The sequence below is a fragment of the Lentilitoribacter sp. JB5-8 genome (genome assembly GCF_055693385.1).
The window spans coordinates 2715484-2736144 of sequence record NZ_CM146332.1; the positions used below are offsets into that span (position 1 = coordinate 2715484).

Sequence of the window (20661 nt, forward strand, 5' to 3'; positions counted from 1 at the left end):
TGCTTACCTAAATTGGATCAATATCACCTTTGGCCCAATCTTCCTGCGTTTTTGCTGCGAATTCTTCAAAACAGCCATCGCTGATGGCTTGGCGAATACCGGCCATTAGATATTGGTAATAAGCCAGATTATTCCAAGTTAGCAACATACCACCCAATGCTTCACCTGATTTAACAAGGTGGTGTAAATATGCGCGTGAATAATCAGATGCAGCGGGACAATCTGATTGATCATCAATAGGCCGCGTATCTTCTGCATGGCGCGCGTTTTTGAAGTTGATCTTGCCAAAGCGGGTAAATGCCTGACCATGACGCCCTGCCCGCGTTGGCATCACGCAATCAAACATATCAACACCGCGCGCTACAGAACGCAGAATATCTTCAGGTGTGCCAACCCCCATCAAATAGCGGGGTTTCTCTGCAGGTAACACAGGGCAAGTTGCTTCCAACATTTCAAGCATCACGGCTTGCGGTTCCCCCACTGCTAAACCACCAATCGCATAGCCTTTAAGGTCCATCGCTTTTAGCGCTTCAGCTGATTTAATGCGAAGATCGGTAAAATCACCGCCCTGCACAATACCGAACATGGCTTTGCCAGCTTGATCACCAAACGCTGTATTACAACGCTCAGCCCAACGAAGCGATAATTCCATTGCGCGTTCAACTTCGGACTTTTCAGCGGGCAGCGCGATGCATTCATCCAACTGCATTTGAATATCGGAACCTAAAAGACCTTGAATTTCGATCGAACGCTCAGGCGACATTTCATGCTTTGAGCCATCGATATGGGATTGAAAAACAACACCTTTTTCAGTGAGTTTCCGCAAACCAGATAATGACATGACCTGAAACCCACCGGAATCAGTTAAAATCGGACGCTTCCATCGCGCAAATTCATGCAACCCGCCCAAGCGTGCCATACGTTCAGGCCCCGGGCGCAACATGAGGTGGTAAGTGTTTCCCAAAATGATATCCGCGCCGAGATCGCGGACCTGATCCATATACATGGCTTTTACGGTTGCTGCGGTTCCAACAGGCATAAAGGCAGGCGTGCGAACATTTCCGCGTGGCATAGTGATCTCACCGCGACGTGCCGCGCCATCTTTTGCTAGAACTTTAAACTCAAATTGTTCGCTCATCTTGTACCCTGCTTAATCAGCGCGAAACAGTAAACTTGAATCGCCATAAGAGTAAAATCTATATTCGTTTTCAATGGCATACTTATATGCTTTATGCATGGTTTCAAATCCGCAAAACGCTGAAACCAGCATGAAGAGCGTCGATTTTGGCAAATGAAAGTTTGTCATCAAAATATCAACCGCTCGAAATTTATAGCCCGGCGTGATGAAAATATCCGTCGGTCCTGACCATGATTTAACCGTGCCATCTTCATCCGTCGCGCTTTCAAGCAAACGCAACGACGTGGTGCCGACACTGACAATTTTGCCACCTTTAGCCCTAACTTCATTCAAGCTATTAGCAATATCTTCGCTGACAAAGCCAATTTCAGAATGCATTTTATGATCTGCCGTATCATCTGCTTTCACTGGTAAAAATGTACCTGCGCCCACATGCAACGTAACAAAATGGGTTTTGATGCCTTTGGCATTCAAGGTCTCAAAAATGCGATCTGTAAAATGTAAACCCGCAGTCGGCGCGGCAACGGCACCTGCATCTTTGGCGTACATTGTTTGATAGTCTTTGCTATCTTGCGCGTCTTCATCGCGTTTTGAAGCAATATATGGCGGCAGCGGTATTTTGCCAATTACTGCAATCTTCTCATCCAACTCCTGAGCTGAACACGTAAATGAAAGCGTGACCTCACCGCCATCGTTTTTCTCAGATACTTTGGCTTCAAGTCGATCACCGTTAGTATTTGCAAAGACGATCTGATCATCAACTTTAATGCGCTTGCCCGGGCGGATGAATGCTTTCCACTCAGTAGCTGAAGCGCGCATATGAAGCGTAGCTGAGACGTTTATCTCATTCTCACCACGAATACGCTTACCTTCAAATTGAGCCGGAATAACTTTGGTATCATTAAATACAATCGCATCACCTTCAGACAAATAGCTTGCAAGATCTAGCACAGCTGCATCGGTGAACGCAGCACGCGCATCGCTGTCATCTGTTGGTTTAACCACCAACATTTTAGCCGCATCACGCGGAACTGCCGGACGAAGGGCAATCCGTTCATCCGGCAGTTCAAAATCAAATAAGTCTACGCGCATAAGCTCGTAAAGTCCTTTAAGGTTGACTAAACGTCCGCTGCAACACGCATTGTGACGATTGAATCAGGATCTTGCACAGGCTCGCCGCGCTTGATCTGATCAATGTTTTCCATGCCTTCAATCACTTGGCCCCAAACAGTGTATTGCTTGTTTAGGAAGCCAGCATCTTCAAAACAGATGAAGAATTGTGAGTTCGCTGAATCAGGGCTCTGCGCACGTGCCATTGAGCAAGTACCGCGACCATGGTTCATGTTTGAAAACTCAGCTTTAAGATCAGGCTTATCAGAACCGCCCATGCCAGTACCGGTTGGATCACCAGTTTGTGCCATGAAACCTTCGATCACACGGTGAAACACAATACCATCATAGAAATTGTCACGCGCTAGTTCTTTAATGCGTCCAACATGGCCAGGTGCCAAATCAGGGAAGAGTTCAATAACAACTTTACCCTTTGATGTTTCCATGATCAGGGCGTTTTCTGGATCTTTAATTTCGGCCATTAGGCTCTCCTATATAACTATTTTATTTTCCCACACGCACAGAAATCATGCGATCAGGGTCTTGCACAGAACCACTTTGTCCTACGCCACGTTTAATGCCATCGACAAATTCCATACCGGAAACCACTTCACCCACGACAGTATATTGGCCGTTGAGAAAGTAACCTTCCTGGAACATAATGAAGAATTGCGAATTGGCTGAATTTGGGTTTTGAGCACGCGCCATTCCTACAACACCGCGATCGTATGGAACATCTGAAAATTCAGCGTCAATATTACCGAGTGATGAACCGCCAGTACCAGCTCGATTTGGTGTGTAACCATCTTCCATATCGCCAAACTCAACATCACCAGTTTGCGCCATGAAGCCTTCAATTACGCGGTGAAACGCAACATTGTCATATTCACCGTTCTCAGCCAGCGTTTTAATCTGCGCTACGTGTTTTGGCGCAACATCTTGACGAAGCTTAATCACAACGTCACCAGACTTTAGTTGGATAGTTAAAAACTCTTCAGCCTGTGCAATTGTGGCTGTTGAAATTGCAAAAAATGCAACACACATTGAAATGATAAATCGGCGCATATTTGGAATAATCCTTATTTTATTCAGCCTTATATTTTCACCGCAAGGCTCTCGCATACCTCGCGAATAAAGGCAAGATGGCAAATTACTTAGTTTCCTTGTGAAGCTGAGATAAAGCCTCATGGACACATTTAGGCACGAATGGTGAAGTGTCACCGCCCATGGCAGATATTTGGCGCACCAATGTGGCCGTGATATGTCGGACAGGAGGTGAAGCTGGCAGGAACACAGTTTGAATATCTGGTGCCATTTCACCATTCATCCCGACCATTTGCATTTCATAGTCGAAATCAGTGCCGTCTCGAAGACCTCGAATGATAACATCAGCTCCGTGGTCATACGCCACATCTACCAACAATGATGAAAAAGAAACAACTTCGATATCGTCAACCCGCTCAGGTAGAACTTCCTTAATCGAACGCTTGATTAAATCTGCGCGTTCTTCAAACGAAAACAACGATTTTTTGCTGGCACTAATACCAATTCCAACGACCAATTTAGGCGATATGCGCAAAGCTGATAGTAACACATCCAAATGACCATTCGTCATTGGATCAAACGAACCTGCAAAAAATGCCTTTTTCATACCGGGCCTTTCCGCAAGGGCGATCTATTCGCCCTTTTCACCATCATCTAAAGTTGGTTCAGCAGAAGCCGCTTCATTTTCTGTCGCATTTGCTTCGTTGGTTACTTCACCTTCAACTTCATCCTCGCCATCATCGCTTGGCTCACTAATGCGGTCAACAGAAACAACATTCTCGTTTTTCGCTGTCGAGAAGATCGTCACACCTTTGGTGGCGCGACCTGCCATACGAATACCATCAACCGGAACGCGAATAACCTGTCCACCATCAGACACAAGCATGATCTGATTATCATCTTCAACTGGGAACGCAGCAACCAATTTACCGATCGTTGCAGTCTTGCCAGTATCTGTGGCGCGGATACCTTTACCACCCCTGCCCGATGTGCGGAATTCATAGGAGGATGAGCGCTTACCATAACCCTTAGCACTTACGGTCAAGACGAATTGCTCACGCGCTTTCATCTCTTCGTAGAATTCTTGGGTTAGCTCACCCTCACCTACATTTTCATCGCCATCATCAGCTGAAACTTCCTCAGTTTCATCTCCTTCAAGTCTGCGTTCAGCCATTGCACGCTTGATATAAGCGGCACGCTGCCAAGGCTCGGCATCCACATGACCCAAAATTGTCATAGAGATGAGATCGTCTTTTTCAGCCAAGCGAATACCGCGAACACCAACTGAATTTCGGCCTGCAAAGACACGGATATCAGTAACCGGGAAACGGATACACTGACCCATAGCTGTTGTCAGCAGAACATCATCAAACTCGCTACAAGTCTCAACGTTCAAAATCTCATCATTATCATCCAGCTTCATCGCAATCTTACCGTTGCGATTTACCTGAACGAAATCAGACAATTTATTACGTCGGACAGTACCTGCAGTGGTTGCAAACATCACATCGAGCTGTGTCCAGCTTTCCTCATCTTCCGGAAGCGGCATAATTGAGGTGATGCGTTCACCCTGCTCAAGTGGCAGCATATTAATCAGCGCTTTACCGCGAGATTGAGGGCTACCGACAGGCAAACGCCATACTTTTTCTTTGTAAACAATGCCGCGTGATGAGAAGAACAACATTGGCGTATGCGTATTCGCAACGAACAAACGTGTTACAAAATCCTCATCTTTGGTCGACATTCCAGAACGACCTTTACCACCACGACGCTGCGCGCGATAAGCAGCAAGCGGCACACGTTTAATGTAGCCACCATGTGACACTGTCACAACCATATCTTCACGTGCGATCAGGTCTTCATCGTCCATGTCTGGACCACCTTCCATGATTTCCGTCCGGCGCGGAACGCCAAACTCATCACGGATTGCAATCATTTCATCACGAACAATGCTCTGAATACGAACACGAGAGCTCAAGATCTCAAGGTAATCTTTGATCTCGGCACCAATTGTGTTCAACTCATCGCCAATTTCATCACGACCAAGCGCTGTCAATCGTGCCAAACGAAGCTCGAGAATTGCGCGTGCTTGTTCTTCAGACAGATTATACGTGCCATCCTCGTTGATGCGATGGCGCGGATCATCAATCAAAAGGATCAATGATTCCACATCCTTGGCAGGCCAACGACGTTCCATCAATTGCGCACGGGCCGTTGCAGGATCCGGCGCTTTGCGGATGAGCGCGATAATTTCATCGATATTGGCAACTGAAATCGCCAAACCAACTAACACATGCGCACGATCACGGACTTTACGGAGCAAGAACTTGGTACGACGAGAAATAACTTCTTCGCGGAAGGACACAAATGCCTTTAGCAAGTCCATCATGTTCAACAGCTCAGGCTTGCCGCCGTTAAGCGCCACCATATTCACACCAAATGATGTCTGCAGCTGTGTGTAACGGAATAATTGGTTGAGCACGACTTCTGGAACTGCATCGCGCTTCAGCTCAATAACAACGCGATACCCTTGACGATCGGACTCATCGCGAAGATCAGAAATGCCCTCAACGCGTTTTTCACGTACCAATTCAGCCATTTTCTCGATCATTGAGGCTTTGTTGACCTGATAAGGCACCTCAGTGACGATAATCGCCTGGCGATCATTACGGATTGTCTCAAAATGCGTTTTACCACGCATAACAACTGAGCCTCGGCCCGTTTCAAATGCGCTCTTAATTCCTGCCCGGCCTAGAATTTGTCCACCTGTTGGGAAATCAGGCCCAGGAACGATTTCCATCAGTTCCGGCAATTCAATTGCTGGATTTTCCATAACCGCAATACAGCCATTGATAACTTCAACAAGGTTATGCGGCGGAATATTGGTCGCCATACCAACCGCGATACCACCCGCACCGTTGACCAAAAGATTTGGAAACCGTGCTGGGATGACAACAGGTTCTTTACCTGAGTTATCGTATGTTTCTTGATAATCGACGGTTTCTTTGTCGATATCTTCTAGCAGCTCATGCGCAAGCTTTGCCAAGCGCGATTCAGTGTAACGCATCGCAGCTGGGGGATCACCATCGATCGAGCCAAAGTTACCCTGCCCGTCAACAAGCATTGCGCTCATTGACCAGTCCTGCGCCATCCGCACCATCGCATCATAAATGGATTGGTCACCATGAGGGTGATATTTACCCATCACGTCACCGACAATACGTGATGATTTCACATATTTTCGGTTCCAATGATAATTGCCCTCATGCATGGCATAAAGGATACGTCTGTGAACAGGTTTCAACCCATCTCGGACATCCGGAAGCGCACGACTCACGATCACGCTCATCGCATAATCGAGGTAAGAGCGTTGCATCTCTTCTACGATTGAAATTGGCTCAATACCCGGTGCTGGGTTGCTATCGTCTGGTATGTTTTGGTCAGTCAAATTTGTAACAGATCATTTTGGTTGGAATCACTTCCCTTTTATAGCCTAAATGACCCATTCTTGCTAATTTCTGTTGCATTTTCTCAGGGGATAAGCCCATAAAGAATGTAATAATTTTAATAACTATGGAAAAACTGACCAAAAACGTAGATTTTTGTTGGTTTTGAATAACTTAAAAGGTACGGCGCTGTGTCCTTTGAAATACTAATTAGTGCATTTACTACCATGATCGTCATGTACGATCCGCCCGGAATGGCTGCAATATTCTTAGGCCTTACATCTGATATGAACAGATCGGAGCGTTTTCAAGTCGCAATCCGCGCCTGTATCTTGGCATTTGGGATCCTGACGGTTTTCACAATTGTCGGTATGGGCATTTTAAACTTGTTAGGGATCAGCTTAGGTGCATTTCGAATAGCAGGTGGATTATTGCTGTTCTGGATCGCATTTGAAATGTTATTTGAAAAACGTCAGGAGCGCCACGAGAAAAGCGCTGAAACGGCAATCACCAAAGATCATATTGCCAATGTTGCTATCTTCCCGCTAGCCATCCCGTTAATCGCAGGTCCAGGGGCCATTTCAGCCGTTATTTTGCTCGCTGGCTCGTTTGAAGGCGCAGCTATGACTTCCGCCCTGATCGGCGTTGTATTGCTCGCTACGATCGTTTTATTTGGATCTTTAGTACTCGCTGATCGTTTGGATCAATTCTTAGGCACAACCGGACGCATGATTTTAACCAGACTTTTGGGCTTGGTTCTTGCTGCACTCTCAGTTCAGTTTGTCATTGATGGAATTAATTCAATCTGGCAAGTCGGGTAATCTTAATAAGATTGATAAATTAGCGCGGAAGCTCAACCTTGATTTCCGCGCCAACATATTCATGAACACTATCATGCGCCCGCACGATCACATGTGTCAGATCATCAGGAATTTTGTCTGTTGTGAGTGAGCGCGTAAAAGGCTGCTCAGTGTCATGCGGGTGATGCAATATGCGTGTATCAATCACATCACCATTTGGGGAAACAATATCCCACTTATTGGCGTAATGATCCCATCCAGCATCTGCATGCAGCACAGTCACATCAAAACGATATGCCCCTGAAGATGTTTGTTTTACTGCAACATTCGTGACATCCGCCTCTCCTGCAAAACTTGCAGTCGAGCAAAACACCGACATTGCTAAAACAAGCGCTATACGCATTTCACACCTTTCAGACTAATGATCAAAACGGAATGTCATCATCCATGTCATTGGAGAAGTTGCCACCGCCTTGATTACCTTGACCGCCGATATTACCGCCGCCCTGGTTGTTACCACCAAAGTTGCCGCCACCTTGGTTTCCACCAAAGCTACCGCCGCCGCCATAATTATCGCCGCCCTGGTTGTCGCCGCGACCGTCAAGCATTGTAAGCGTTGAATTAAAGCCTTGCAAAACAACTTCTGTTGAATAGCGGTCTTGACCGTTCTGATCTTGCCATTTGCGTGTTTGCAACGCGCCTTCAAGATAGACTTTCGAACCTTTTTTGAGGTAGTTTTCCGCAACACGGCAAAGTCCTTCAGAAAAGATCACGACACGGTGCCACTCTGTTTTATCACGACGTTCACCTGAATTTTTATCGCGCCAGCTCTCTGATGTTGCAATAGACAAGTTAACGATCGGGCGGCCATCTTGCGTCCGCTTCACATCTGGATCAGCACCTAAATTGCCAACCAAAATAACCTTGTTAACGCTACCTGCCATATCTTTACCCTTCTGATGATACGAAATTGTTGCACATCAATATCGCAGACTGATGGCCCCGTCTCACATTATTATTTAATACCAAAGACAATCCACACAATTTATGCTGCCCACACAAAAATTATGATGCAAGCTGTAAACATAATCAACTTTGATGGACAAACAAAAAATAATCTAGTTTGTTCTATTTTTGTTCTATATAAAGATAAAACTCTCGTCAAGCGAATCAAATGTTGATGAATAAAATCCAAAGCTCGACAGATGCGTAAATAGGTATAAAACAGAACATTATTTTCAATTGGTATAATTTCGGATCTCCCATGAGTGAATTAAAGACGATTTCGGTGCGCGGGGCGCGAGAGCACAATTTAAAGGGTGTGGATGTAGACCTCCCCAGAAATAAGTTGATCGTCATGACCGGTCTTTCAGGCTCGGGTAAATCTTCGCTAGCATTTGATACAATCTATGCCGAAGGTCAGCGACGTTATGTTGAAAGTTTGTCCGCCTATGCGCGTCAATTCCTAGAAATGATGCAAAAGCCGGATGTCGACCAAATTGATGGCCTGTCACCTGCCATTTCAATTGAGCAAAAAACCACAAGCCGCAATCCGCGCTCAACCGTTGGCACAGTCACTGAAATTTACGACTATATGCGTTTGTTATTTGCGCGTGTGGGTGTGCCCTATTCTCCGGCAACTGGCCTTCCAATTGAAAGCCAAACCGTTAGCCAGATGGTGGATCGAGTTTTAGAAATTGAAGAAGGAACCAGACTTTATATCTTGGCGCCGCTCATCAGAGGTCGCAAAGGCGAATATCGCAAGGAGATGGCTGAACTGATGAAAAAAGGCTATCAACGCCTTAAAGTCGACGGTCAATATTACGAAATAGCAGATGTTCCCGACCTTGATAAGAAGTATAAACACGATATCGATGTTGTGGTGGACCGTGTGGTTGTCAGGCCCGATAGCGCAGCTCGCCTCGCTGACAGTTTAGAGACTTGCCTTAAACTCTCAGATGGATTGGCTGTTGCTGAATTTGCGGACAAACCTCTGCCAGAGGATGAAACAGCATCAGGCTCGAAAAACAAATCTAAAAACGAAACGCACGAACGTATCGTGTTTTCTGAAAAATTTGCTTGCCCGGTCTCAGGTTTCACCATTCCCGAAATCGAACCACGATTATTCTCATTTAATAATCCATTTGGCGCCTGCCCCACTTGCGATGGCTTGGGAAGCCAAAAGAAGATTGATGAAAACCTTATTGTTCCTGATCAAGGCAAGACACTTAGAGATGGCGCTATTGCACCTTGGTCGAAATCATCATCACCTTATTATAAGCAAACATTAGAGGCGCTTGGAAAACACTTTAACTTTCGTATGGGCGACTGCTGGTTTGAACTAACTGATAAAGCCCAGGATGCCATCCTCAATGGTACAAAAGAGAAGATCGAGTTTAATTATGACGATGGTCTGCGCTCATATAAAACATCGAAAAACTTTGAAGGTATCATTCCAAACCTAGAACGCCGTTGGCGCGAAACAGATAGCAATTGGGCACGCGATGAAATTGAGAGATATATGTCTCAAGCTTCCTGCCCGTCATGTAATGGTTATCGCCTAAAACCTGAAACGCTTGCCGTTAAACTTGATGACAAACATATTGGCCATATCAGTGAGATGTCGATCCGGGGCGCTGGCGATTGGTTTAACTCGCTTCCTGAAAAACTAACATCAAAACAGATGGAAATTGCCGAGCGAATTTTAAAAGAAATCCGCGAACGCTTAAAATTCCTCAACGATGTGGGCCTTGATTATCTGACATTATCACGAAACTCTGGCACTTTGTCCGGCGGTGAAAGCCAGCGTATTCGCTTAGCTTCACAAATTGGTTCGGGTTTGACAGGTGTATTGTACGTTTTGGATGAGCCATCCATTGGTCTTCATCAACGCGATAACGCGCGCCTACTCGATACGCTTCGTCATCTTCGCGATATCGGCAATACGGTAATTGTTGTTGAACATGATGAGGATGCAGTTTTAACAGCAGATTACGTGGTTGATATTGGGCCTGCAGCGGGTATTCACGGTGGTGAGATTGTAGCGCAAGGCACGCCAAAACAAATTATGGCGAACAAAAAATCGCTCACGGGGCAATATCTATCTGGCAAAATGGAAATTCCTAATCGTCCAGAACGCCGTAAACCAACCAAGAAACGCGAACTTAAAGTCGTTGGCGCAACAGCCAATAACCTCAAAAACATAACCGCATCCATTCCATTGGGCGTGTTTACAGCAGTCACCGGGGTATCTGGTGGCGGTAAATCAACATTCCTAATTGAGACATTATATAAAGCCGCTGCGCGGCGCATCATGGGTGCGCGAGATAACCCTGCCCCGCATGAGCGCATTGAAGGATTGGAATTCGTCGATAAAGTTATCGACATTGACCAGTCGCCAATTGGACGTACGCCGCGTTCGAACCCGGCAACTTATACCGGCGCCTTCACCCCCATTCGTGAATGGTTTTCTGGATTGCCAGAAGCCAAAACACGCGGTTATCAACCTGGGCGCTTCTCATTTAATGTGAAAGGTGGACGCTGTGAGGCTTGCCAAGGCGATGGTGTTATTAAAATTGAGATGCACTTCCTCCCCGATGTGTATGTCACTTGTGATGTGTGTCAGGGAAAGCGCTATAACCGTGAAACTTTGGAAGTCACATTCAAAGGCAAATCTATCGCAGATGTGCTCGATATGACTGTTGAAGAAGGTTGCGTTTTCTTTGATGCTGTCCCAGCTGTGCGAGACAAACTGGTCACGCTTAACAGAGTTGGGCTTGGTTATATTAAAGTCGGCCAACAGGCCAATACATTGTCAGGTGGTGAAGCCCAGCGCGTTAAGCTTGCTAAAGAGCTTTCAAAACGGTCCACCGGCAAGACATTATATATATTAGATGAGCCGACAACCGGCCTTCACTTCCATGATGTTGCAAAATTATTGGAAGTACTTCAGGAGCTTGTTGATCAAGGAAATTCGGTGGTGGTGATCGAGCACAATCTCGAAGTGATTAAAAGTGCTGACTGGATCATTGATATCGGACCTGAGGGCGGTGATGGTGGCGGTGAAGTCGTTGCAATTGGCACACCGGAGGATGTCGCCGAGATTGAGAAATCATATACCGGGCATTTCCTCAAAGAGCTTTTATATAGACGTACAAAAACAATTGATGCTGCGGAATAAAGATGCGCAGAGGTTACAACAAGATTTCCGCCTATTTAGTCTGCAAAAATGCTGACAAAGCGATTAAATTCTATACCGAATATTTCGGCGCTAAAGAAGATTATTGCTTGGCTGGTACTGATGGAGTAGTGATGCATTGTGAAATGCTCGTCGGTGATTGTCGCCTTATGATTAGTGATGAATTTCCAGATTCAGGCGTTTTGTCTCCAATATCATTGGGTGGCTCCCCTATTTCAATGAACATATATGTCGACGATGTCGAAGATTTAGTGCCTAAATTACAAAAAGCCGGATGCGAAATCCTCTCACCTTTACAGCTTCAATTCCATGGCGACAAATCAGCTAAGATTAGAGATCCCTTTGGACATATCTGGCACGTCGCAACGAATATAGAAGATGTATCATCTGATGAAATTGTGTCGCGTTTCAACAAAATGTTGAGTGACTAAGTTTTGGGCACTTATTTATTCTCTTAATTTTTAGTAGTGACTATTTTTTAGTCTTTTGCATATTTTTTAATCAAATTATAAAATTCTGCATATGCTCTTTAATCCCAATAATGCGACATTTTTTACCGCAAATGTCGACTTTGGGATTTTTTTCGATTCCTTTTGACAATTTTCACACTGAAAAACATGGATTTTCTTGAAAAATTACTGATTTTTGAAAAATTCTTAGTTTTGTCTACTAATTTGGCACGGGTTGTGCTTAATAAAAAACGAAGCGCGCATAAGTGTGCTGAAACTGGGAAAAGCGGAGAAAATTTTCTCATGAAGAAAATCGAAGCGATTATAAAACCTTTCAAGCTGGACGAAGTGAAGGAAGCTCTTCAGGAAGTTGGCTTGCAAGGAATAACTGTCACAGAAGCAAAAGGTTTTGGTCGTCAGAAAGGCCATACTGAGCTTTATCGTGGCGCAGAATACGTCGTAGATTTTTTACCTAAGGTAAAAGTTGAAGTCGTACTCGCTGAAGACAATGTAGAACAGGCAATTGATGCTATCAAAAATGCGGCTCAGACAGGTCGAATTGGCGATGGTAAGATTTTTGTATCGCAGGTGGATGAAGTTATTCGTATCCGAACTGGTGAAACTGGTCCCGACGCTGTTTAGGCAATAATAATATCACGGGTCGCTATTCTGCGGCCAAATTTTCGTCATCACTAACTTTAGGGAATTATATAATGACGACTGCTAAAGACATTCTGAAGCAAATTAAAGATGAAGACATCAAGTTCGTTGATCTGCGTTTTTCAGATCCACGCGGTAAAATGCAACATGTAACAATGGACACAAGTGTTGTCGATGAAGACATGTTCGCTGATGGCGTCATGTTCGATGGTTCTTCCATCGCTGGTTGGAAAGCAATTAACGAGTCTGACATGGTTCTAATGCCAGATTGTGCAACATGCCACGTTGACCCATTCTTCGCTCAATCAACTCTTGCGATCACTTGTGACATCTTAGATCCAGTCACTGGCGAAGGTTACAACCGTGACCCACGCTCAATTGCGAAAAAAGCTGAAGCATACATGCAAGCTTCCGGCATTGGTGACACAGTTTATGTTGGTCCAGAGCCTGAGTTCTTCGTATTTGACGATGTTAAATTCTCATCTGACCCATACAAAACAAGCTTCGAGCTTGATTCTGTAGAACTTCCTACAAACACAGACACTGATTATGAGACTGGTAACCTTGGTCACCGTCCTCGTACAAAAGGTGGTTACTTCCCAGTACCGCCAGTTGATTCAGAGCAAGACATGCGTTCTGAAATGCTGACTGTCATGAAGGAAATGGGTGTTAAAGTTGAAAAGCACCACCACGAAGTGGCTGCAGCTCAGCACGAACTCGGTGTAATGTTCGATGAAATGACCATCAACGCTGATAAAGTTCAAATCTACAAATACGTTGTTCAGCAAGTTGCAAATGCATACGGTAAAACAGCCACATTTATGCCTAAGCCAGTTTATGGCGATAATGGTACAGGCATGCACGTTCACCAGTCTATCTGGAAAGACGGTAAGCCAACATTTGCTGGTGATGAGTATGCTGGTCTTTCTGAGAACTGCTTGTTCTACATTGGTGGTATCATTAAGCACGCTAAAGCTCTTAATGCTTTCACAAACCCATCAACAAACTCATACAAGCGTTTGGTTCCTGGCTACGAAGCTCCGGTTCTACTTGCATATTCTGCACGTAACCGTTCTGCTTCTTGTCGTATCCCATTTGGTTCTTCACCAAAATCAAAACGCGTAGAAGTTCGTTTCCCTGATCCAATGGCTAACCCATATCTTGCATTCGCTGCAATGCTTATGGCTGGTCTTGACGGCATCAAAAACAAAATTCACCCAGGTAAGCCAATGGATAAAGATCTTTACGATCTTCCGGCTAAAGAACTTAAAAAGATCCCAACAGTTTGTGGTTCATTGCGTGAAGCTCTAGAAGCACTTAACAAAGATCGTAAGTTCCTAACAGCTGGTGGTGTATTTGATGATGATCAAATCGATGCTTACATCGAGTTGAAGATGGAAGAAGTTATCCGTCTTGAGCACACACCTCACCCTGTTGAGTTTGACATGTACTATTCTGCATAATTTGCAAGTTTAGCTCAGTTTTGAAACCCCGGTAGCAATACCGGGGTTTTTTCGTCTAGGGGTTTTTCTTTAGTATCAAATAGAATAGTGTCCCATTTGCGTTTTCAGACAGATATACAAACAATGATGTGGGCCTAAAGATGAAACTTCAAACAGCGAACGATTCATTTAATCCGGTGCGATCACAATCCCCGTTGTTATTAAACATTCTGATCATACTAATTATTATAGCAGCCCCACTGGCTGGTATGTATTTCCTGCTCACACAAGAGTTTTCAATTCCAATCGGACCGATGTACTGGGACACCAACATTTATTTTGATGCCGTTCATCGCATCAATTTAGGACAGCTTCCCTCTGTTGATTTTAACACACCAGTCGGTCCGCTTAATTACTGGTTGGCAACACTCGTTCATAACTATTTTCCAACTGGACATCCGGTCTTTGTCATTCACTGGTCGCAATTAATCGTAACAGCACCTTTAATGTTAATGATCAGTTGGATGGTGTCGCGCAGATCACTACGCCTGGCACTTGGATTATTGTTACCATTTTTAGTGTTTGCCACCTTCCCTTTTGGAACCGTTGACTTCTTTCCCTTCCCCGGCGTTGATGGCTTTGGTCATTATAACCGACACGGCGCTATTTTACTTTATGTGACAACCGCTGCGGTATTTTTTGTTCGCAATTCATTTGTCCAAGCTCTAATACTAGCCATCTGTGGTACTGCGCTCATCCTTAGCAAAATCACTGCATTTGCTGCTGCGCTTATTATTGTTGGCTTTGGCTTTCTAGCAGGGTTCGTGACGTTTTTTTCACTCATTGCATCGCTTATCTTATTTGCCGGTGCTCTTGTTGGCTTAGAGTACCAAACTGGGATCATCTCAAGCTACTTGCAAAGCATTTGGGATTTAGCACAGTCTAACCAATCCGTATTGCTTCCAAAATTCCTCACTGTGTTTTCACAAAGAATGGATGTTGTTTTTGCCTGTGGCCTGCTCATTCTCGCACTATTTTTTAGCGATATTTTTGGGAAACGTAACCGCGCAGAGGCAACTCCTGTTTTCAAACCATACTGGCACAAATTTACCGATTTGGTCAGTCATGACTACTTTGCCCTTGGATTTGTTTTACTTGCAGGTATTTTTTACGAAACGCAAAATACAGGCTCCCAAGCATTCATCATGCTCTGGCCTGTTATCCTAATGATCTTGTTTTTCCGCTCAACACCTGAGCGTTTGCCAAATATGTTTGTAATTGTTCTGGCCATGGCAACAGTTCTACCAAGTTTTACAAAAATGACCCATAAAGGCTTAAGAACCTTAGCCGTTTCCCCAACCTATGAAAGCCTTGAACATGAAAATCTTGGTATATTAGGCAATGTGTCCGCGAAGGATATTTTCCTCGAACGCATTGAGCCGATGAAAGCCTATTATTCAAAAAGCAAATGGCAGTTGCGCAATCTTTCAAAAAGCGAAGTTCTACCGGGGTCAATCATCTTCTCCGAGCCGGATTTCCAACTTCTATGGTACCATTTAATGGATGAGGCCATTGATTCCATTTATCAGTATGAAGCAGAGAACAATGTGAAATTCGACACAATCTTTACCATCGATTTCACAAATCCATTTCCTTTCTTAATGGATAGAAATGCTCCCAAATACGTTCAGATCGGAGCGGATTCTGGCAGAACCCTTGGAGAGATGAGTGAAGAAGTCTCAAAGTCGGTACAAGATGCTGACCTAATTTTGCGACCAACCTGTCCTATTCTATTCACTGTCGATGAAATCTTCGAAATCTACAAAGACGCTATTGAGGTTAATCACGAACGAATTCGCCTTAATGATTGTTATGATGCCTACATAAAAAAAGCGCCCCCGGCACAACCGGCCGAGGACGCAGAAACTGATGTTGAAACACAAACTGAAACTGAAAATTCCTGATCCAGTAAAGTTGCGCCTATTACTTCACCTGGCTTGCGACAAAGTCTTTCACAATGCGCACAATGCCGCGACCTAAAAGATCATCAAGCGCTGAGATAAACTGATCAACATGGCGTTTTTCACAGATCAATGGCGGCTCTAGTCGAATGACATTGCGGTTATATTCTGTAAACGCCACCAAGACGTCATAATCGCGCAACATCAGCGAACCGATAAACCCAGATAACGAACCTTTCAGCTTTTCATCCAATACTGATACGACTGGACGTAAGACCATTGGTAATGTTTGGCTAAAGTCATGGAACTCAAGTCCGACCATGAGCCCCTGCCCGCGAACTTCTTTAATCAATTTTGGATATTTTTCCTGAAGATGCTCAAGGCGAGACAAAAGGTAAGCACCAGTTTGTGCGGCGTTTTCGATGAGATTCTCATCATATAAAATGTTCAAACCTTCGATTGATGTCACACATGCTTCGCCGATACCGCCAAATGTCGCTTGACCATGGATCAAAGCTGTTTTCGGCGTGCCGTAAGCCTTCATATAAACATCTGTTGTCGCAATCATTGCGGCCATTGCACATTTCCCGCCACCAAGCGATTTCGCAAGCGCTGTGACATCAGGTACGACATTGGCATATTCAAATGCAAAGAACTGCCCTGAGCGGCCCATACCACACTGCACTTCATCAGCAACCCACAAAACATCATGTTTGTCGCAAAGCGCGCGCAGCTCCTGCCAAAACTTCGGATCAGCCTTGATAATACCACCACCACCTTGAATGGTTTCAAGAACAATCACCCCAATTTCCGGATCACTTTCAAATGCATTTCGGATAGCGTCAATATCAGCGAAAGGAACACGGACTGTATTCTCGACCAGTTTGAACTCACCCTTATAAAGTGGTGAATCCGTTACAGACAAAACGCCCTTTGTTTTGCCGTGGAATGAGTTTTCTGCATAAACAATCTTTGATTTTTTTGGACCCGCTGCGCGTTCAGCAACCTTAACAGCTGCTTCCATGGCCTCTGAACCGGATGAACCCAAGAACACCATATTGAGATCACCTGGTGCAATCTCAGCCAGGTTTTTAGCCAATGCAGCATTATATTGCGACAAAAATGCCATCGCAATTTCATGACGTTTTTCATCCTGAAACTTTTTACGCGCATCAAGAATACGCGGATGGTTATGACCAAAAGCGAGCGAACCAAATCCACCGAAGAAATCGAGGATTTCGCGGCCGTTTTGGTCCCGATAGACCATGCCTTCTGCGCTTTCAATTTTCACTTTGTGAAAGCCAAGCAACTTCATAAAGTGCAATTGACCAGGATTGACATGATCTTTGAAAAGCTCTGTCATTTCCGCAAGACCCATATCCTTTGCATCATCAACTGTAAGCAAGTCGGGGCGTTTTACTTTAATGTCCAAAGGTGCAAATTCCACGTCTGCTGATACTTCATTCTTAACTGCGTTTAACATACTCGTTTCCAATCTAATATTCAGCTGGCTTTTATTCAGCAGGAACTGCGTTTAATTTTTGTGAAGATGCACTATCGATTTTGCCGCGATATTCGTCATAAGCAGCGATCAGCATATCCATATCATTATATTGCGGTACAAACCCCATGGCTTCTTTTGCACGACCGGTCTCGCGAACACACATTTCATCGGCAATTAGATATTGCTCAGGGTCCATGATCGGCATATTCATCAGATCAAGCAAAGCCAGCGTTTTCTTCACTGCAAAACCAGGTGTTGGCAATAGGAATGACTTTGAATCAGCGTGTTTGATCAATCCGCCCAGCAATTGGCGAACAGATGGTGGATTTGAAGAACCCAAATTATATGCATCATTTGGGAAATCAGCTTTCCATGCCAAACGCGCTGCTTCCGCACAATCATAGACCGAAATAAACTGGTATGGCGCCTTACCTGATCCGATCATCGGCACCGGTAGGTTAAGATCAATCAACTTAAATAGTTTTTCAAGGATACCCAAGCGACCTGGTCCGATAATTAAGCGCGGACGGAAAATGGAGATATCCATGCCCTTTTCACGCCATTCGTGACAGGCCTGCTCTGTTGCCCATTTAGAGGCACCGTATTCGCCAAGTGGCGCGATAGGATGATCTTCTGTTTGTGGGCTCATTACAGTATGGCCGTAAACCATATCCGTCGTGAACTGCACGAATTTAGATGCGCCGGCTTTGTCCATAGACTTCATGATATTCCCTGCACCATGGAAGTTTACTGGCCAAAAGAAATCATATCGTTTTGAGCGGATCTGCAAGGGTGACAACATTGTCGCTGCCATGTTGTAAACAACATCATCCGCATCAATTTTTAATTTAGAAAACTGTTCTGCATCGGTAATATCAAGCTTAACAAACTGCACATCATTGTAATGTTTATGGCCGCTGTTTTTAATATCAACAACAACAACTTCTTGCCCATCATCTAATAGTTTTGGGGCCAAATGTGAGCCGACAAAACCATCCCCGCCAAAAATAATATGCTTCATACTTTACGACCTTCCTGCAGCATCCGGGTTCAACCCGATTTGTTGTTCCTCAATCACCTCTTGAGCGAGGGTTTGTTTGTGTGATGTGTCTGATTTAGCGACGAAAAATGTTCCCAAGCAAATCAGCGCTATGCCTAAAATGCGCCACTGGTTGATTTCTTCCCCGAAGAATACAACGGCAAAAACCGTCACCGTGACGAAGGCTAGCGAAATAAATGGATAAGCAAATGATAGTTCAACTTTAGTCAGCACAAACAAATGCGACACCATTGAGATGACAAAGACGACCAGTCCCGCAAATACCCAAGGCTGGAAAAGGATTTGAAAGACGCGGATAATCGCGTTTTCTGCTGTGATATTCAAAGGACCAACCATTGTCATGCCCTGCTTGAGCATGAGCTGCGCAGCAGCATTGGTGAGTACAGTAAATAAAATAAACCAAATAAACTTCATTTTTTCGTCCCAGAATTTTCGTTCTGGCTCATGTCTATCAAGAACAAATGAAATTCACGTTCAGTTAGGTCGAACAATTTATCTAAAATTTTATCTAGTTTCATTTTGAAACACATGCGTTCAATTGCATGGCAGTTCGTTGCCAAAAATTGGACATAAATTTTGGGTCTCGATGCGATTCTAATTTTTCCCAACCCGGAAATGAAGCTTCAAAAACATCCGCGGCCATTCGTTGATCTTTGTACGGATTAACCGCACCACCTGCATTTATTGTGATCTCATCAAGTTCACGCAGGAATTCAAGCGTTGCATGTCCCTGATTGGCAAAGTCTAACGTGAGCGTGAAACCTTCTCGCGGAAATGAGAAGAGACCATTTGATTCCATTGCACCAAATCTTTTCAGTACAGTTAGAAATGACGCGTGCGCATGACGTTTAGCGCATTCAAGTAATTTAATTGTTGTCTCTCGTCCGCTTGCTAACGGATAAACTGATTGATGCTGAAACAGTCCTTTTGGACCATATAATTTGTTCCAACCTTTAATCGCATCGAGTGGATAGAAATAACTCTGCCAAGGCGCGATACTTTCATGTGTGCCATCTTTAGCCTTGTGAAAATACGCTGCATTAAATGCGGTTAAACTCAGTTTGTTGATCAAGTTTAAAGGCGGTGTAAATGGGACAGAAAGTTTTGCAGATTTTGGCAATGAAAACTCACTGTCTTCATGATTTGCATGATCGCCCGCCATCAAAATACCACGACCAAAACTTGAACCTTGTGTAAGCTGGTCAATCCACGCAACAGAATATTCATGGCGCTCGTCAATCTCATCGCAAATATCAAAATATTGATCCAAATTATTGAATCGAATCGACTTTTGCTGAATATCCGGCGAAGAAACCTTCATCAATCTAATCGATACTTGGCGAATAAAACCAGTTAAACCCATGCCACCAATCGTAGCAGCAAATAGTTCAGGGTTTTCATTGCGTGAGCAACTTAATTCTGAATCAAAATCTGATCTGACCAGCGTAAACGATTGAATACAATGACCAAATGTACCGCGGACATGGTGATTTTTACCATGGACGTCATTTGCAATTGCTCCACCTAGGGTAATATATGATGTACCTGGTGTGACTTCTAAAAAGAAGCCATGTGGAATAACACAACGTAAGACATCGACCAGCAGCACACCTGCATCTGCATGTAAAATACCCGTCTGCGGGTCGAAATTTTGAATGCGCGCATCTGTTCTAGAATTGAGCAGAACACCACCATCATTGTGGCAGGAATCACCATATGAACGACCATTGCCAAAGGGTAAAACCTGCAAATTGGTTTTACGCAATTCCTCAGCAGCAATCATTGTTCGTTTGAGTTTGTCGACCCGACCCCAGGATTGCAGATCATTATCGTGATCAAATGCATGCAT

At 44.4% G+C, this 20661-nt stretch carries 18 protein-coding genes; 6 read left to right on the forward strand and 12 right to left on the reverse strand.

What is annotated here, in order from left to right:
* Positions 1-7: 7 nt before the first annotated feature.
* The 6 genes from tgt to gyrA all read right to left on the reverse strand — a co-directional run bounded on the left by tgt (position 8) and on the right by gyrA (position 6740).
* Entirely contained in the window at positions 8-1138 is a 1131-nt protein-coding gene (gene tgt / locus ACZ1GZ_RS13335) for a tRNA guanosine(34) transglycosylase Tgt (protein WP_472665368.1), read from the reverse strand.
* A gap of 12 nt (positions 1139-1150) precedes the next feature.
* The gene (gene queA, locus ACZ1GZ_RS13340) at positions 1151-2230 is read right to left on the reverse strand and encodes a tRNA preQ1(34) S-adenosylmethionine ribosyltransferase-isomerase QueA (RefSeq protein WP_472665369.1); all 1080 of its coding nucleotides are present in this window, start codon (positions 2228-2230) and stop codon (positions 1151-1153) included.
* Positions 2231-2256: 26 nt separating this feature from the next.
* Complete coding sequence (locus tag ACZ1GZ_RS13345) at positions 2257-2730, reverse strand: peptidylprolyl isomerase (protein ID WP_472665370.1); 474 nt, start codon at positions 2728-2730, stop codon at positions 2257-2259.
* A gap of 22 nt (positions 2731-2752) precedes the next feature.
* Positions 2753-3292, reverse strand: a complete 540-nt coding sequence (locus ACZ1GZ_RS13350) for a peptidylprolyl isomerase (protein ID WP_472668305.1) — start codon at positions 3290-3292, stop codon at positions 2753-2755.
* Positions 3293-3398: 106 nt separating this feature from the next.
* The gene (coaD, locus tag ACZ1GZ_RS13355) at positions 3399-3899 is read right to left on the reverse strand and encodes a pantetheine-phosphate adenylyltransferase (protein ID WP_472665371.1); all 501 of its coding nucleotides are present in this window, start codon (positions 3897-3899) and stop codon (positions 3399-3401) included.
* Between the two features lie 24 nt (positions 3900-3923).
* Positions 3924-6740 carry a DNA gyrase subunit A gene (gyrA, locus tag ACZ1GZ_RS13360; RefSeq protein WP_472665372.1) on the reverse strand — a complete coding sequence of 939 codons (2817 nt, stop codon included), beginning with the start codon at positions 6738-6740 and terminating at the stop codon, positions 3924-3926.
* A gap of 225 nt (positions 6741-6965) precedes the next feature.
* Here gyrA and ACZ1GZ_RS13365 point away from each other — a divergent pair, with 225 nt between their 5' ends.
* On the forward strand, positions 6966-7559 hold the full coding sequence (locus tag ACZ1GZ_RS13365) for a MarC family protein (protein ID WP_472668306.1): 594 nt from the start codon (positions 6966-6968) through the stop codon (positions 7557-7559).
* A gap of 19 nt (positions 7560-7578) precedes the next feature.
* Here the strand turns inward: ACZ1GZ_RS13365 and ACZ1GZ_RS13370 are convergent, their stop codons facing one another.
* Together ACZ1GZ_RS13370 and ACZ1GZ_RS13375 are read right to left on the reverse strand one after the other, a co-directional pair.
* Complete coding sequence (locus tag ACZ1GZ_RS13370; protein ID WP_472665373.1) at positions 7579-7941, reverse strand: hypothetical protein; 363 nt, start codon at positions 7939-7941, stop codon at positions 7579-7581.
* A gap of 22 nt (positions 7942-7963) precedes the next feature.
* Entirely contained in the window at positions 7964-8482 is a 519-nt protein-coding gene (locus tag ACZ1GZ_RS13375; protein ID WP_472665374.1) for a single-stranded DNA-binding protein, read from the reverse strand.
* A gap of 320 nt (positions 8483-8802) precedes the next feature.
* Here ACZ1GZ_RS13375 and uvrA point away from each other — a divergent pair, with 320 nt between their 5' ends.
* The 5 genes from uvrA to ACZ1GZ_RS13400 all read left to right on the forward strand — a co-directional run bounded on the left by uvrA (position 8803) and on the right by ACZ1GZ_RS13400 (position 16251).
* Complete coding sequence (uvrA, locus tag ACZ1GZ_RS13380) at positions 8803-11718, forward strand: excinuclease ABC subunit UvrA (protein WP_472665375.1); 2916 nt, start codon at positions 8803-8805, stop codon at positions 11716-11718.
* A gap of 2 nt (positions 11719-11720) precedes the next feature.
* On the forward strand, positions 11721-12167 hold the full coding sequence (locus ACZ1GZ_RS13385) for a VOC family protein (RefSeq protein ID WP_472665376.1): 447 nt from the start codon (positions 11721-11723) through the stop codon (positions 12165-12167).
* Positions 12168-12488: 321 nt separating this feature from the next.
* Complete coding sequence (locus tag ACZ1GZ_RS13390) at positions 12489-12827, forward strand: P-II family nitrogen regulator (RefSeq protein ID WP_472668307.1); 339 nt, start codon at positions 12489-12491, stop codon at positions 12825-12827.
* 71 nt (positions 12828-12898) lie between these two features.
* A complete protein-coding gene (gene glnA, locus ACZ1GZ_RS13395; RefSeq protein ID WP_472665377.1) occupies positions 12899-14308 on the forward strand; it encodes a type I glutamate--ammonia ligase in 1410 nt (469 codons plus the stop codon).
* Positions 14309-14448: 140 nt separating this feature from the next.
* Positions 14449-16251: a hypothetical protein gene (locus tag ACZ1GZ_RS13400; protein ID WP_472665378.1), complete on the forward strand. Its 1803-nt coding sequence runs from the start codon at positions 14449-14451 to the stop codon at positions 16249-16251.
* Between the two features lie 19 nt (positions 16252-16270).
* Here the strand turns inward: ACZ1GZ_RS13400 and ACZ1GZ_RS13405 are convergent, their stop codons facing one another.
* The 4 genes from ACZ1GZ_RS13405 to ACZ1GZ_RS13420 form a co-directional block, all read right to left on the reverse strand.
* On the reverse strand, positions 16271-17626 hold the full coding sequence (locus tag ACZ1GZ_RS13405; RefSeq protein WP_472668308.1) for an aspartate aminotransferase family protein: 1356 nt from the start codon (positions 17624-17626) through the stop codon (positions 16271-16273).
* 136 nt (positions 17627-17762) lie between these two features.
* On the reverse strand, positions 17763-18773 hold the full coding sequence (locus tag ACZ1GZ_RS13410) for an NAD-dependent epimerase/dehydratase family protein (RefSeq protein WP_472665379.1): 1011 nt from the start codon (positions 18771-18773) through the stop codon (positions 17763-17765).
* A gap of 3 nt (positions 18774-18776) precedes the next feature.
* Positions 18777-19226, reverse strand: a complete 450-nt coding sequence (locus ACZ1GZ_RS13415; protein WP_472665380.1) for a DMT family transporter — start codon at positions 19224-19226, stop codon at positions 18777-18779.
* Between the two features lie 100 nt (positions 19227-19326).
* Complete coding sequence (locus ACZ1GZ_RS13420; RefSeq protein ID WP_472665381.1) at positions 19327-20661, reverse strand: FAD-binding oxidoreductase; 1335 nt, start codon at positions 20659-20661, stop codon at positions 19327-19329.